General features: G+C 69.2%; 13 protein-coding genes and 2 pseudogenes. 5 read left to right on the forward strand and 10 right to left on the reverse strand.

All coding sequences use genetic code 11. The features are described from left to right. Nucleotides 1-958 (forward strand): TniB family NTP-binding protein (locus ACFRMN_RS38255; protein WP_383029065.1); only part of this gene is annotated, 958 nt, incomplete at its 5' end. A 529-nt stretch (nt 959-1,487) separates the two neighbouring features. After that, nucleotides 1,488-4,292: a helicase associated domain-containing protein gene (locus ACFRMN_RS38260; RefSeq protein ID WP_383029067.1), complete on the forward strand. Its 2,805-nt coding sequence runs from the start codon at nt 1,488-1,490 to the stop codon at nt 4,290-4,292. A gap of 94 nt (nt 4,293-4,386) precedes the next feature. Here ACFRMN_RS38260 and ACFRMN_RS38265 read toward each other — a convergent pair whose 3' ends face one another. Then, on the reverse strand, nt 4,387-5,259 hold the full coding sequence (locus ACFRMN_RS38265; protein WP_383029069.1) for a hypothetical protein: 873 nt from the start codon (nt 5,257-5,259) through the stop codon (nt 4,387-4,389). A 561-nt stretch (nt 5,260-5,820) separates the two neighbouring features. On the opposite strand from ACFRMN_RS38265, the gene ACFRMN_RS38270 reads away from it, so the two are divergent. Further along, complete coding sequence (locus tag ACFRMN_RS38270) at nt 5,821-6,510, forward strand: helicase associated domain-containing protein (RefSeq protein ID WP_383029071.1); 690 nt, start codon at nt 5,821-5,823, stop codon at nt 6,508-6,510. A 195-nt stretch (nt 6,511-6,705) separates the two neighbouring features. After that, the gene (locus ACFRMN_RS38275) at nt 6,706-7,959 is read left to right on the forward strand and encodes a hypothetical protein (protein ID WP_383029073.1); all 1,254 of its coding nucleotides are present in this window, start codon (nt 6,706-6,708) and stop codon (nt 7,957-7,959) included. A 151-nt stretch (nt 7,960-8,110) separates the two neighbouring features. Here the strand turns inward: ACFRMN_RS38275 and ACFRMN_RS38280 are convergent, their stop codons facing one another. From ACFRMN_RS38280 to ACFRMN_RS38300, 5 genes and pseudogenes are all read right to left on the reverse strand, one after another. Continuing rightward, entirely contained in the window at nt 8,111-8,491 is a 381-nt protein-coding gene (locus ACFRMN_RS38280; RefSeq protein ID WP_383029075.1) for a restriction endonuclease, read from the reverse strand. After that, nucleotides 8,488-8,688, reverse strand: a complete 201-nt coding sequence (locus tag ACFRMN_RS38285) for a hypothetical protein (protein WP_383029077.1) — start codon at nt 8,686-8,688, stop codon at nt 8,488-8,490. Before ACFRMN_RS38285 ends, ACFRMN_RS38280 begins: the two co-directional genes overlap by 4 nt. 93 nt (nt 8,689-8,781) lie before the next feature. Continuing rightward, complete coding sequence (locus ACFRMN_RS38290; RefSeq protein ID WP_383029079.1) at nt 8,782-9,630, reverse strand: helix-turn-helix domain-containing protein; 849 nt, start codon at nt 9,628-9,630, stop codon at nt 8,782-8,784. A 10-nt stretch (nt 9,631-9,640) separates the two neighbouring features. Beyond that, nucleotides 9,641-10,195, reverse strand: coding sequence for a DUF6879 family protein (locus ACFRMN_RS38295; protein WP_383029081.1), 555 nt, complete (start codon nt 10,193-10,195; stop codon nt 9,641-9,643). Beyond that, nucleotides 10,152-10,430 (reverse strand): annotated as a pseudogene (locus ACFRMN_RS38300) (hypothetical protein). Before ACFRMN_RS38300 ends, ACFRMN_RS38295 begins: the two are co-directional and overlap by 44 nt. Nucleotides 10,431-10,608: 178 nt before the next feature. Here ACFRMN_RS38300 and ACFRMN_RS38305 point away from each other — a divergent pair. Next, a complete protein-coding gene (locus tag ACFRMN_RS38305) occupies nt 10,609-11,172 on the forward strand; it encodes a hypothetical protein (RefSeq protein WP_383029083.1) in 564 nt (187 codons plus the stop codon). 97 nt (nt 11,173-11,269) lie between these two features. Here the strand turns inward: ACFRMN_RS38305 and ACFRMN_RS38310 are convergent, their stop codons facing one another. The 4 genes and pseudogenes from ACFRMN_RS38310 to ACFRMN_RS38325 all read right to left on the reverse strand — a co-directional run bounded on the left by ACFRMN_RS38310 (nt 11,270) and on the right by ACFRMN_RS38325 (nt 13,026). Then, nucleotides 11,270-11,728, reverse strand: coding sequence for a hypothetical protein (locus ACFRMN_RS38310; protein WP_383029084.1), 459 nt, complete (start codon nt 11,726-11,728; stop codon nt 11,270-11,272). A 139-nt stretch (nt 11,729-11,867) separates the two neighbouring features. Then, nucleotides 11,868-12,442: pseudogene (locus tag ACFRMN_RS38315) on the reverse strand (DUF6420 family protein). Then, nucleotides 12,442-12,801, reverse strand: a complete 360-nt coding sequence (locus ACFRMN_RS38320) for a hypothetical protein (RefSeq protein ID WP_383029086.1) — start codon at nt 12,799-12,801, stop codon at nt 12,442-12,444. The pseudogene ACFRMN_RS38315 and the gene ACFRMN_RS38320 overlap by 1 nt, the downstream one beginning before the upstream one ends. A gap of 36 nt (nt 12,802-12,837) precedes the next feature. Then, nucleotides 12,838-13,026 (reverse strand): hypothetical protein, encoded by a 189-nt coding sequence (locus ACFRMN_RS38325; protein WP_383029088.1) that lies wholly within the window; start codon nt 13,024-13,026, stop codon nt 12,838-12,840. Between the last annotated feature and the right edge of the window lie 409 nt (nt 13,027-13,435).

Here is a 13,435-nt window from a genome sequence, read left to right on the forward strand (position 1 = left end):
GTTCGTCGACACACCCCACGCCCCGCCACGGGACGCCGGCGACCAGGAATGGACCCTGGATCAGCGGGAGGACTACCACGCGCAGTTCGTGGTGCTGAAAACCCCCGCCATGGACACCATCTCCACCGCGGTACGCCGCCTGCTGCTGCTCAACCGCGGCCAGCAGAGCGGAGCCAGACGCGGCCTGATCATCTCCGGGCCCGCCACCACCGGGAAGACCACCGCCATGCAGCAGCTCGGCCGCACCGTGGAACTCGCAGACCGGCGCCGCCACCCCAACCAGGACGGGCGTCTGCCGGTGCTGTTCATCACCGTGCCGCCGTCCTCCACCCCGAAGATGCTCATCAGCGAGTTCGCCCGCTTCCTCGGCCTGCCCGCCCTGGAGAGGATGAACCAGATCCAGATCACCAACGCCGTGTGCGGGCTGCTGTGCGAGATGGGCACCCAGCTGGTCCTGGTCGACGACGTGCACCTGATGGACACCCGCAGCCGGGCCGGCGCCGAGACCTCCGACCAGCTGAAGTACCTCGGCGAGCGGATCCCGGCCACCTTCGTCTACTCCGGCATCGACGTCGAATCCTCACCCCTGCTGACCGGCGTGCGCGGCTCCCAGCTCGCCGGCCGCTTCAAGATCGTGCGCAACCAGCCCCTGCGCTACGGCAGCAGCGCGGACAAGCAGATCTGGCACGACCTGGTGCACGGCATGGACAGCGCCCTGCGGCTGCGGCACCACCGGCCCGGCGCCCTGCCCGCGCACGCCGCCTACCTCCACGCCCGCACCGGCGGCCGCATGGGCAGCCTCTCCCACCTCATCCGCGAAGCCGCCCTGGTCTCCCTCCTCGACGGCACCGAAAAAATCACCAAGAAGCTTCTCGAACAGATCGAACTCGACACCGCCGCCGAACAACGCGCCCGGGCACCACACCGCCACCGGACGCCCTCGCAACGCCAGCCCTGACCCACGGCGTCTTCCTCAACTCTCTGTCCCGATCCCCCGTTTGCCCACTGCTCGGATGCCGGTACATCCGAGCCCGCCAGGAACGACCTCTGCTCCCTGATGCACGACTCTCTTCCACGACAGCCGCAGCCGCCGCGTACGGCCGCGGCACGACCGGGGCCGGTACGGCTCGCCCCGCTGCAGGGCGAGACGAACCTGTCGTACCTAGACAGGCTGGCCGACCGCTACCGGCTCGGCGTCAGAGACCTCATCCCGGCGCTGCTCCAGGCCGGCGGAGGCCTGTTCAAGGGCTACCGCACGGACGGTGAGATCTACCTCAACGCCGAAGCCCGCGCCCGCATCTCCGCGTTCTGCCGCGTGCCCGAGGAGACCCTGCAGCGGGCCCTGCCCGCCTGGACCGCCCAGGAACCCCTCTCGCCGGCCGGGGCGGGTGCAGCCGGGCGGTTGCTTCGGGGTGGTGGTACCGGCCGCGGGGGAAGGCTGCCGGCTGTGCACGGCCGCACGCACGGGACGGGCCAAGCCGGCACGGGTGTACCTGAAACCGCACACCCGGATCTGTCCGCGCCATCAGCGCTGGATGCTCGGCACCCACTGGATCGACGGCGCACCGGCCGACACCGAACAGGTCGACCTGGCGGGACTGCCGGAGATGGTCGCGGCACACCGACGGCATCTGGATCTGCTGCGCCATCGGCCGGACGCCACCCGCGCGTTCGAGGTCGCGCACGCCGTGATCGTCTCTTGGTGGGCGCAGCAATGGCCTGAGGAGGAGCAGTGGCCTCACCGAGTACGCCAGCTCACGCCGCAGGGGGCCGATCCTGGCTGGTGGCGGCTGCTGGCCAGGGACATGGTCACCTACCCAGAGACCGTCGCCCTCGCCTCGGTCCTCACCGATGAAGGCACCAGGCAGCGGCTGCTCGCCGACACCGGCGGACATCTGCCTCACACGCTCGCTCACGTGCCTGGTCTGGCCGGCAAACTGGCGCGGGTCACGGGGCGGCCGTGGCTCGTCGAGCGGATCGCCTCGACCTCAGCCGGTCCCTTGCTGCTCTGGGCGCAGCACTGCGTACGAGCCGATGCCGACACAGCCGTCGCCGACCGGCTGTGGACGCTGCACATGGCGCACCGGCCCCGCCCCATCGCCCGCGAACTCACCGCCTACCGCAACGCCGCACAACAGCCGGAAGAGACGGCGGGCGCAACGCGGCTGCACCTGGGGCTCCGGCACAGGTCGGATCAGCCGTTCACAACGGGGCTGGCCCACGCCCGTGCCTACGCCGCGGTCCACGGCCATCTCGCCGCCCCGATCCACAGCCGGTTCGACGGCTTTGCCCTGGGCCGATGGCTGTCGAATCATCGGAAGTTCCCGGCGATGCCGCCCGAACACGTCGCGGAACTCGAGGCACTGGATCCGTGGTGGCGACCACCGTGGACGGTGATGTGGCAGCGCTTCTACTACCAGGCCCGTGACCACGTCCGCGCCCGCGGACCCTTGCGGCCCGACCGCGGCTTCCCCGCTACCAGCTTCGGCCTGGGCGAATGGCTGTACAGCCAGTGCACCGGCTACGACAGCCTGCACCCCGCACAGCAGCGCCTCCTGGCCGACATCGGCCTCACCCGTGAAGACGTACAGACGGCCAGACCCCGCCGCAAGAACATGGCCACCCACTTCCAGCGGGCCCTCGCCTGCGCACGCGCCTACGCCGACACCCACGGCACGCTGATCAACGCGACCGCCGACACCGTCCAGGATGGCCTAAAACTGGGGCAGTGGCTGGCCAACCAGCGCAGCAAAGACCGCGCCCACCAGCACCGTCACGGCACTCCCTCACCCAGGGCCCAGGCGCTGTCGGCGATCGACCCCTGGTGGAACCCGTCCTGGACGCTGGAATGGCAGCGCTCCTGGCACCAGGCACACACCCGCGTCGACGGCGGCCATGTCCTGGACGCCGCGGCCGGGTTCCCCGGCACCAGCAGCGCGCTCGCCACATGGCTGACCACCCAGTGCGCCCAGTACGACACCCTCCAGCCCGACCAGCAGAACCTCCTCACTCGCATCGGAATCACCGCGGACCAGGCCCGCAGCGCCGCCGCACGACCCGCCGAACGCGAAGCCGACTTCGCCATCGGACTCGGCTACGCGCGCGCCTACCACGCGACGCACCGAACCCTCGCTGCCGCGATCGGCACCGTCCACGACGGCTTCCAGCTCGGACGATGGCTGCGCCGGCAACGCCAGCACGCCCGTACCGACGCCGACCGGGGTACACCTCCCTCTGCCGCGGCGAAGGCGCTGGACGGGATCGATCCCTGGTGGTGCCCACCCTGGACCCTGGCGTGGCAGCGCGCCTGGCAGCACATCCACGACCAAGTCCGAGCCGGCCACCGGCTCAACGCCGACCACCACTTCCGCAGCTTCGCCCCCAACCAGCGCGCCTGGCTCCGCCAGCAGCGCACCCACTACGACGACCTCCACCCCGACCAGCAGCGCCTCCTGGCCGACATCGGCCTCACCCGCGACAGCGCCCGCACCCGTCCCCTCAACCCCTACGCCGAAACCGCGCTCGCGCACGCCCGCGCCTACGCCGACATCCACCACACCCTGGCGGTGGCCTACTCCACCGTCCACGACGGTTTCCCTCTCGGCCACTGGCTCAACGACCAACGGCAGCAAGCCCGACGCGAGACCACTCCCAGCGCCCGCCACCAGGCGCTGACCGCGATCGACCCGTGGTGGAACCCGCCCTGGGACCTGGCCTGGCAGCGCGCCTGCACCCGCGCACGCACCACACAGGCCAGGCCTCACGGTGTCCCGGCCGACGTACGTGCGTGGACCACCGCACAGCACACCGCCTGGGACCGTCTACGCCCCGAGCAGCAACAACTCCTGACCGAGGCGGGCATCACGTCCGGCAGCGAGAACGCCGCCGGGCAGCGGCGCAGGACCAGCCGTGTCTATCCGCCGAGTCCCGGACTCGACCACGCACGCACATACGCCCTGGCCCACGGCCACCTCTCCCCCAGCGCCGACACCCACCACGACGACTTCCCCCTCGGGCGCTGGCTGGTACAAACACGCCGCAAAGCCAGACAAGGACAACTCGCCCCCACCACAAGTCGGGCCCTTGAGGACCTCGATGCCTGGTGGAACCCGCCCTGGCCTCACACCTGGCAACGCACCTACCAGCAGACTAAGCAGGCCCACTACTCCGGTCAGGACCACTCCCCCACCCTGAAGCGATGGACCGAGCGACAACGCACCCACTGGAACACCCTTCACCGCCAGCAGCAACACCTCCTGACCACCATCGGCATTCACCCCTGCCCCATGTAGGCCGATGTTGCAGCCATTAAGAAGGTGCAACTGTGCAGACTGCAGGCAAGCTCAGTACCGCACACCCGCCAGCCATAGACGGTGTGGTGTCGCCCTACCCGCCGTATTCCCAGGCGTCATCGGCGGCCGGCCCTTCCGCTTGGATCTTTAGCAGCCGGGAGGCAATGGCACCTTCGTTGCGGCCGAATTCTTGCGACAGCTCCGACAGAGAAGAACCTTGGGCGCAGCGCTCGGCGAGACGCTGTTCGTCTTCGGGATCCCAGGGTTTGTACGCATTGGGGTGCAGTCGCCGCTTCTCATCAACGGAGTACGCCTTGGGCTCTTCTGGCTCGACCGGGGTGCGCGGTTCGGGCACCAGGTCGCTGGGGAAGGGAGCGAGTCCGAGGCCGTGCAGCTTCCACCGGATGGACTTTTCGCTGCGCCCGAGATCCTCAGCCAGTTGCTCTGGGCTCTTGCCTGCTTGGTGGTGCTCTTTGAGGTGAGCGAGGGCTTCGGGAGCCCAGCCCTGGCCGTGGCGGGTGGCTTTGACGGGGGCCGGAGAAGAAGTGACAGACGGTGTCGTCTTCGCGGCGGAGGCAGCAGGCGTGGAGGCGATCAGACGGCCGACCTCGGCGAGGTCGCGCGTGTCGACCTTTCCGGTGAGCTCGCCGCAGATGACCCCGTCCGGAGTGCAGATGACGACGGTGATCTCGGCCCGGCCCTCAGCCAGGAGGTCAGCGTGCAGGCTGTAACGCCGGTGCGAACTGCCGATCTCAAGCCTCACTGTCGCCACCTCCTCCCGTGACGCAGAGGGTGCCTTGAGTACGCGCTGGTAGGCCGGAGACAGTAATTCGTGGACATGCCAGGTCGCTACGAAGGAGTCACCGCCGTCGAGCCGGTAGCTTGTCTGGCTTGCTTCCAGATCACACGCCGCGTAGAGAACCTCAACCCGCTGGCCGTCAAACAGGCCCTGGTCCTGGCCTGGCACGGTGGGCGGGAGGGTCAGAACCCCGCGACCTGGCTGGGGGTCGTGGACGGCGGCGTCAGGATCCCCGTACCAAACACCGCGGGCATCACGGAAAGCGTAGATCAACACAACGAACAGCCCCTCATCCGCATGAGACGTCAGTAAATGATGTCTTGGCCAGCCGCCGCGCGGCCCGCAGTTCACCAACCTCCGCCCGTACCAACCTCTCTATCCAGACAAGGGCCTCCCCAGCAGCAGTGCCTCCTCGCCGCTCGGCATCCACCACGGAGAACCAACACACATCGCCTACGTCGCCCTCACCCACGGCGTCCTCACCAACCCCGACACCACCCAACCCGCCCCGAAAGTAGCAGCTCACTGGAATTGCACAGCACTCGATCAACCTGCACACATCCACGTACAGACAGGTCAGACACAAACCACCCCGCACAGCCCCACACGCCAAGCACTCAGACACGACAGACAACACCCAAAAAAACTGAGAAACCCCAGCCCGCAGCCACAACAACAACTCAGAAAAACTGGGCGACGACACGCGCCCAGCGGCTGGAGAAGCTCGGCATGGTCTGGAACCTGGCCGATGAGCGGTTCCAGGAGAACCTGGAGGCCGCCAAGGCGTACTACGAGCAGCACTGGACACTGTGCGCGCCGAGGTCCGCGACGATGCTGGACCGGCCGGTGGGGCAGTGGCTGTCCAACCTGCGCCGTGCGGGTGCGCTGGAGGGCCACCCGGAGTGGGAGACGGCGCTGCGCGAGGTTGACGAGGACTGGAACCCGTCATGGCCGCCGGAGTGGCAGCGGCATTACGCCGTGGTGCGCGAGATGCTCGCCGAGGAAAGCATCCTCGCCTACGTCGAACCCGGCGCCACCGTCCACGGCATGGACATCGGCAAATGGCTGACCAAACAGCGAACACCAAAGGTCTGGAAAGCCCTCACGGACCGGCAACGCGAGCGCCTGGAGGCCATCGGCGTCGTCCCGATGGCGACAGAACTGGAAGAGGCCGCGAAACCGCCCACGACACCCGTGAGCACCTTCGACAAAGGCATAGCCGCCCTCGCGCAATACAAAGCACGCGAGGGCACACTGACCGTCCCACGAGGGCACACGGAAGTGCTCATGATCGACGGTCAGGAACACCAGGTGAAGCTCGGGGTGTTCCTCAGCAACACCAAAACCAGACGCACCAAACTCACCACCCACAAACTCCAGGCGCTCGCGGACCTCGGACTCGACTGGGCAGCGGCGTAGCGGCGTCCAAGGGCTGTGTGTGGGGGCATGTCGGAGTCGGCGCGGCCCCCTCACGCGGTGTCAGGCGCCAGCCTCTTTTGACATGGATGGTCAGGGGCTGCGGCTTGGCTTGGCGCGGAGATGCAGCAGACGGGACAAGGGGCGGGCGGGCATAGTGCTGAGGGTCTCGCGCTCGTACGCCTTGGAGGAGTAGTTGTGAGTCAGCCGTCCGTCGCGCTCGTCCGTGCCCAGGCCGTGAAATACCGTGAACGGGTCGCGAGCTCCTGCGGCTCCGCGTTGACTGCGGAAGAAACCGCTCTCGTCGGCAAGGAGGCCGCCCGGGCTGCGGCCCGCCGGGCCATTCACGAGGCGGTCACCAGTACGTGGGAGCCGATCGGCTGGATCGGGCCGCTCCTGGCCGCCGCCGCGCTTCCCTGGATCATCCGCAAGCTGACGGCCTCCCCAGTGGGGGGATTGTCCGTCCCTCCTTTCTCCTGGCTCTCCCACGTCATCGAGACGAATGACGCCCCCGAACACTACTCCGCGCTGTTCTACATCGGCTTCGGCCTCCTTCTCGCCGTCGTACTCGGCTTGTCGTTCGGATTTCTGCTGGATCACCACTTGCCGAGCCGCGCGCGGGCCGTGCATGCCGGGCGAGTGGCCTTCGTCCACAGCCTCGCCCTCTGTGTCGTTGCCGTCTCGCTGATCCTCTTCGCTGTCTCGGGAGGTGTCCACGGTGGGCAGTGGTCCACCACCAGCGAGATCCTGGCGAGAACGGCCGCGCAGATCGCCTTCATGGTGCTGATCGTGTTGGGGATTGGCCTGGCCATCTCAGTCTGCTTCGTGACGGTCTCTGTCCTGCTCGGGTGGGTGATCCGGCCCATCATGCGCCCCTATGATCCACTGCTTCTCGCCCTGGTCGACGCCTGCGCCGTGACACATGCCCACCGCGATGCCTGGTTCCTGCCGAATTCGCGGAAGGCAGTGGAACGCGCTTTGAAGAACGCCGCCCGCCGGGCAGAGACCGCAGTGCCCGCCCGGCCGTTTCCCGGCGGGCGCGAGCTCGCGCGGGCCGACGTGCTTCGGCTGGCCGCCGTCATCCGGCAGCACCGCATCCCGATAGCTCGGGCCAGCGGCCCGGCTTCCTTCGACCTGGTCGCCCAGTCCCTGTGGTCCGGGGTGATCGCGCTGATCGACGACGACTGGGACGCCCTGACTGCAGCCGCGGAGCCGGTGACCGCTCTCTCCCGACTGCGCAGGACAGCGGTCGCGCTGTGGCCCCCGGTCGTTCTCCTCGCCGCAGCCATCGCGCTGCCGTGGATACCTGGGGTGGAGCAGGCGCCCGCGTTAATGAACGGGCTGCGCGTCACCCTCGTCGTCACAGCCGTGCTCGGCCTTGCCCTGCCGCCCGAGTCTGCCGCGAGGACCTCCATCCTCGACGCCCTCGGCAAGGCCCTGCCCATCAAGTAAGGCACGTCCATGAGCCCGGCAGGACCTCGGGCGCGGTGTGCGGCCCAGGCCCTACACACACTCAAGTGCGATGCTGGGGGCCCGAAGGCGGTGGCATCGCACTGGAGTGCGTGTAAGCCCTGGGATCTTGGGCCCGGTCCTCTTCTCCCGGCTACGTGACGGCCGGGAAGGGCCCTGTGAGGCGGTCCAGCCGCGTGTAGAGGGCCCGTACGAGCCGGGCGCGGTTCTGGGCGCAGCGGGCTGTGCGTTCCAGCGGGGCGGCGAGGCGGCCGTCGGCTTCGCGGAGGACGACTTCGGTGAGGGCGCCGCGGCCGTCGTTCTTCGGCAGTGCGGCGGCGTGGCGGCGGACCTCGGCGGCGACCGCGCGTGCGTGCCCGGTCAGCTGGAGGGCGATCTGCTCGTAGTCTCGGGGTTCGAGATGCGGGTCCTTCCACGCGAGCACTACGGTGACGAGCGCTTCGTACGGGGCGCGGTCCAGCGGGAGTTCGGCCTCGATCAGGCCCTGGGGGTCGTAGAGCACGGTGGCGCTCACCGGTAGCCCGCCGCGTCGTCGTGGTCGTGGTCGTGACCGCCGGTGCTGTCGTCCGGGGCGGCCTGGGTGGTGTTGGCGAGGAAGCGGGCGTAGCCGCGATCAGCGCGTTCCAGCAGCGCCGGGGAAGGCCGGCCGACGTCGGGGCGCTGGAGGCAGGATCCTTCCCGTTCGGGGCTGGCGGGTGTGGGTGCGCTCATGGCACCGCCTCCGTTGCTGGGTGCGTCGGTGGCGTTCGACGCTACGGAGGCTTCGGCTCCGTCCTCAACGAGATTGCGGGTAATTGCGGGACTTCACCCCAGTGCGTCGATCGCAGTCTGGATGAGGTCGCGGGCGGCGTCGCCATAAACGGCCATCTGTGCCAGGCCGGTGAACGCCTTGGCGTAGTCGGCGAGCTCGCGCGGCTGCGTCACCTTGATCTCCGCCGTCAGCGTCTCCACCACGGCCACGGTGTCGTCGTGGAGGTAGAACGCCTCCAGCGGCCACACGGTGCGCTGTGCGGTGAACGGGATGATGCCCAGCGAGACCGAGGCGAGCGGCATCACCGCCAGGAGGTGGCGCAGCTGCCCGCGCATGGCCTCGGGGTCGGCGGTGCGGAACCGCAGGACCGACTCCTCCATGAGCACGACGTAGCGGTGGCCGCCCTCGTAGAGGAACCGGGAGCGCGCGACCCGGGCGGCGACGGCTTCGGAGACGTCGTTCGGCGTGCCCTGGAACGTCGTGATCTGCCCCATCAGGGCGGTGGCGAAGGCGGGCGTCTGGAAGAACCCGGGCGGGACGTTGGAGACGTAGACCCGGCAGACGCGGGTCCGCTCGTGCAGGGTGTTCCAGTTCTGCTGGACCTTGCGCATCCCGTCCTTGTGCAGGCGGCGCCACTCCAGGTACATGGAGTCGACGGCGCGGGCGGTGGCGATGAGGTCGTCGGCCTGGTCCTCCGCGCCGCACGCCGCGCACCAGGCGCGGATGTCGGTGTCGGAGGGCGGAGCGTCGCCCTTCTGGATGCGGGTGGTCTTCGCGGGGTGCCAGCCGCACCGGGCGGAGAGGTCCTTCCCGGAAAGGCCAGCGTCCTTGCGCAGGTGCTGCAAGCGCACGGCCAGCGCCTCACGGGCGGCCTGTGCGCTGGACGATGGGGATGTGCTCACGGTGCTCTACTCAATGGGCCTGGAGGGTGTACTTCTCGTGCGGGACGCCACGCTCCCAGACTGCCTCGAAGGCGGCGTGGCACAGCGCGACGGCGGCCGGGTCGGTGGTGCGCTCCTTGCCGTCCGGCGCCCAGTCGCCGGTCCCGGTGAAGTGGTGGAACTGCACAAGCCGGTCGTCCAGGAGCCAGAAGTCATTGCCGGGCAGCGCGATGCCGGAGGCGCGGCGGCGGGGCAGCCAGCGCACGTCCTCCCCGGCCTGGAGGTTGAGCGGGGTGATGGCGTGCTCGTAGCGGATGTAGTCGGTGACCGGCTCGGAGACGATCCGGGCCCGGCGCATCACCACGCCGCGGGCGACCGCGCCCTGCACGAGCGGCATCCACTGCGGCCAGAACGAGCGGGCCGGGTCGAGGTTCGGGACGCCGGTGCGCAGGAAGGTCTCGAAGTCCTCGGCTTCGTCGCCGACGGCGTACAGATCGCGCATCTCCAGGTGGACCGCCGTGCGGTGGGTGTCGGCGAGCAGCTCAGCGAACGTCGCGGTGTTCAGCTGCTGCGCGTTCAGCGGCATCGCATGCCTCCCTCAGAATCTGCACCATGCGGAACGGAATCCGGATCACCCGCTCGTGCGGCGGGATCCCCGTCTTGTGGCCGGCGACCCACTCGGTGGAGCCGACCAGGGACTTGAGGAGGGCGTCGGCTTCCTCGCCCTGGAGGACCAGGTCCGCGCTCTCCTCTTCCACTCACACCGTCGGTGATCCCTCGCCGCCGGTGTTGGGGTCGATCCCGACGAACCGTAGCGTCATCACGTACTCCCCTGTGACTCGGTTGCGCGTAGTTGCGCAGACCGTCCCGCAGGCCGGGACCGGCGTCAAGGGCGCCTCCCCTGTTGGGCATCCCGGCGCCGGGTGACTTCTGGTCCGTCCGGGTGAGCGCGGGGCCGCGACGGCGGACTCCAGGCGCGCGGGCCTCTAGCGTGCGGCCATGGAACACACCCCGATGCCCGAGCCGCTGCGCCGCGCGGTCAACCAGATGGTGTACGAGGCGGTTGAGCGCTGCCAGGAGGTCATGAGTTACGCGGCCTCGGACGTCGCCCGGGACTGGAAGCGGATGACGCTCTACCGGGCCACGGACGCGGCAGACACCATGGACAGCGTGGCCATGCTGATCGCCGCGTACTGCGAGCAGGTCGGAATGGATCCGGAGACCTTGAACGGTTACCTCCAGCTCAGCCAGCAGCACAGCCGGGCCGACGGCCCGCACGAGGAAGACCGGGCGCACCTGGCGGGCCTGCTCGGTCAGGCGGAGCCCGCTGGCGCTGACGAGCCCGGAGCGGTGCGGATGCTGTACAGCAGCGGACAGCGCCAGGCGGAGGAAGCGCGGCCCGAGGACCGTCCGGAGGTGCTGTTCACGATGGCGTGCCTGCACGGGCTGCGGGCCAAACTGTGCGAGGACCTCGGGTCGCTGGACCGCCTCCCGCCGGAGGTGGCCTCGATGGCCCGCCGGGTCGCGGAGTGCCTTGAAGTGCCGGAGCTGGCCAACACGTAACGGCGGCTTCGCGTGGTCGTTGGCCAACGTGAACCCAACCGGGCCCCGGGGATGTCATGGCTGATCCCCCGGGGCCCGTGGTGTGTCCGGCGCTCGGTCAGCTCTGGGTGTCGTCCGGGTCGGTGAGCCAGGTGACGACGTCGGCGTCGGTCATCCAGATCGCCTGCGTCTCGTGAACCTCATCGTCCTGGATGACGTGACCGCGGCCCCGGTGCTTGCTCCACTTCGGGGCCGGGCCGAGGATGCGGGTGGAGAACTGCTCGCGGACCTCCGGGCCTCCGAGGGCGCGGGCGGTGGCGGACTGCGCGACCAGGAGGACGTGCATGCGCAGCTGGCGGCCCATGTAGAGGATCTCGTTGAGCGCGTCGATGGCCGGGGAGACCTTCGGGTCGCCGGACTCGCGGATCTTCTCCCAGTAGCGCGCCAGCATCTTCATCGTGGCGTTGACCTCTTCGAGGAGGATCAGCAGCCGCGGGCCGATGGCTTTGGGGTCGGCGTCGATGCCCAGTTCGTCGGCGACGCCTGCGACACGCCGGAGTGGGTGGAGAAGGCGCATGCCGTGCTTAAGAGGTGAGCCATGGGTGCAGGACTACCGTCCGGTCGCACATACGAGCCCGGGCAGAGGGGTAGATCGCTACGCTGGTCGCAGGTGCGGCGCTCCCCCCGTGGCGCCGCACCGACCCGCCTTCAGGGGCTCACCCGTATCGCTGCAGCAGGCGGACATGGGGCGTCTGGCCGCCGCTGGCCTGGTCATCCTCGCCCTCCCGGCGGACAGGCCCGGCCAGTGCTTCGGCCTCCTGCACGAGCCGGTCTGCTGGAGCGAAGTCCCCCAGCTCGACCGCGAGCGCGGCGCGCACGAACGCGGCGAGCGTGATGCTTCCGTGGCGCACCTCGAAGCTGCGGTACACCCCGTCCGCGTACGCGGCGCTGTGTCGGCACCCGGACTGCACGCAGTAGCCCTCGGCGGCCAGGGCGAGCCGTTTGAAGGCGGCGTTCTTCTCGTCAGTGAGCTGGGCTGGACAACCCAGGTGATCCAGCGTGATCCGGATGTGGGCGCGCATCTCGGCCGGGCGGATGGTGAGCGGCCGCCGCCGGGCGTGACGTAGCGGCCCGGTGTCACCGGGGCGTACGGGTGCAACAGCGGCAGATCCTTGTCCACCGCGTGCAGGGCGGGCAGTCCGTCGTACTCAAAGTAGGGGCCTGCAATGCCGTTGTGCTCGATTGCCATGCGGTCCTCGTTTCGGTCGCGGGGCGGGCGCGGGCCGCCCATCACGCGCTGGTGCCGGGCACGTTCCGCAGCAGTGCGGAGGTCATCGCCAGCAGTGTCTCCGCCTCGGCCCGGTCGTACTTGAAGTCCTTGGTGACCGCGTCGTTGTGCAGGGCGCCGCACGTCTGGCCATACAGGGCGTCCTGGATCCGCCACCACCGTTCGGTCTGGTTGCACTGGCTGCCTTGCTCTTTCGCCCCGGGGTTGTCCCAGTCGACGTTCTCCCGGACCCACTCCAGAGCCCGTCTGGCCTCCAGGATCGACGCCCGGATCTCCCCCACAGTCAGCAGCCGCTGCGCCTCCCGCAGCGTCCGGCCGACCTCGTCCCGCTCCGGATCGCCGAGCGGATACGGCACCGCCATCTCGAACGCCGCTGACGGCCCCAGCTGCGCGAGCTGCTACTCCCACCGGCTCTTGGCGATGGTGATGTGCGCCGTGTCCTGTGTACTCCCCGGATACCCGGGGGCCTGCGGCAGCGTCGCGTTGAGGTCGATCTCAAACCGTACGTCGCAAGTACGGCCCGCCTCGATCGCGTGGACCTGCAACGACGTCAGCGGGAACGACACGTTGAGGCGCTGGACGGTCACCTTCGGGGGGGTACGCCAGGTTCACCGTGGTCCGGGCGAGCCGCGAGCGCTGCCCCGTCGCCTCGAAGCCGAACAGGTCCGCCTCCATAGCTCCCCCAAAGGGCGTGTCGATCACCCGATTCTGCCGGGCGGGCCGCCGCATCACCCCCGTTTTCCCCCGGCCACGGGCTCCAGCCCCGCAGGCCCAACGAACCCAGCGACCGTCGACCCGGGCTCGGCGCAGTCAACTACCCAACCGAGGAGGAACCTGGCGCCTCCCGCTCAGAGACCAGCCGGATATGATCACAGGACACCCGCGATCCACTCCCCTACTTCTAGTGTGATGCGCCTGAAATCGCGGGCTTAAGTCTCTTGCTGGTTTTCGGTGGCTGGCGGAGTGACCTTAGTGAGGTAGGCGGCGAGGGATTTG

It is taken from the genome of Streptomyces sp. NPDC056835, assembly GCF_042789485.1.
Taxonomy (GTDB): Bacteria; Actinomycetota; Actinomycetes; order Streptomycetales; family Streptomycetaceae; genus Streptomyces.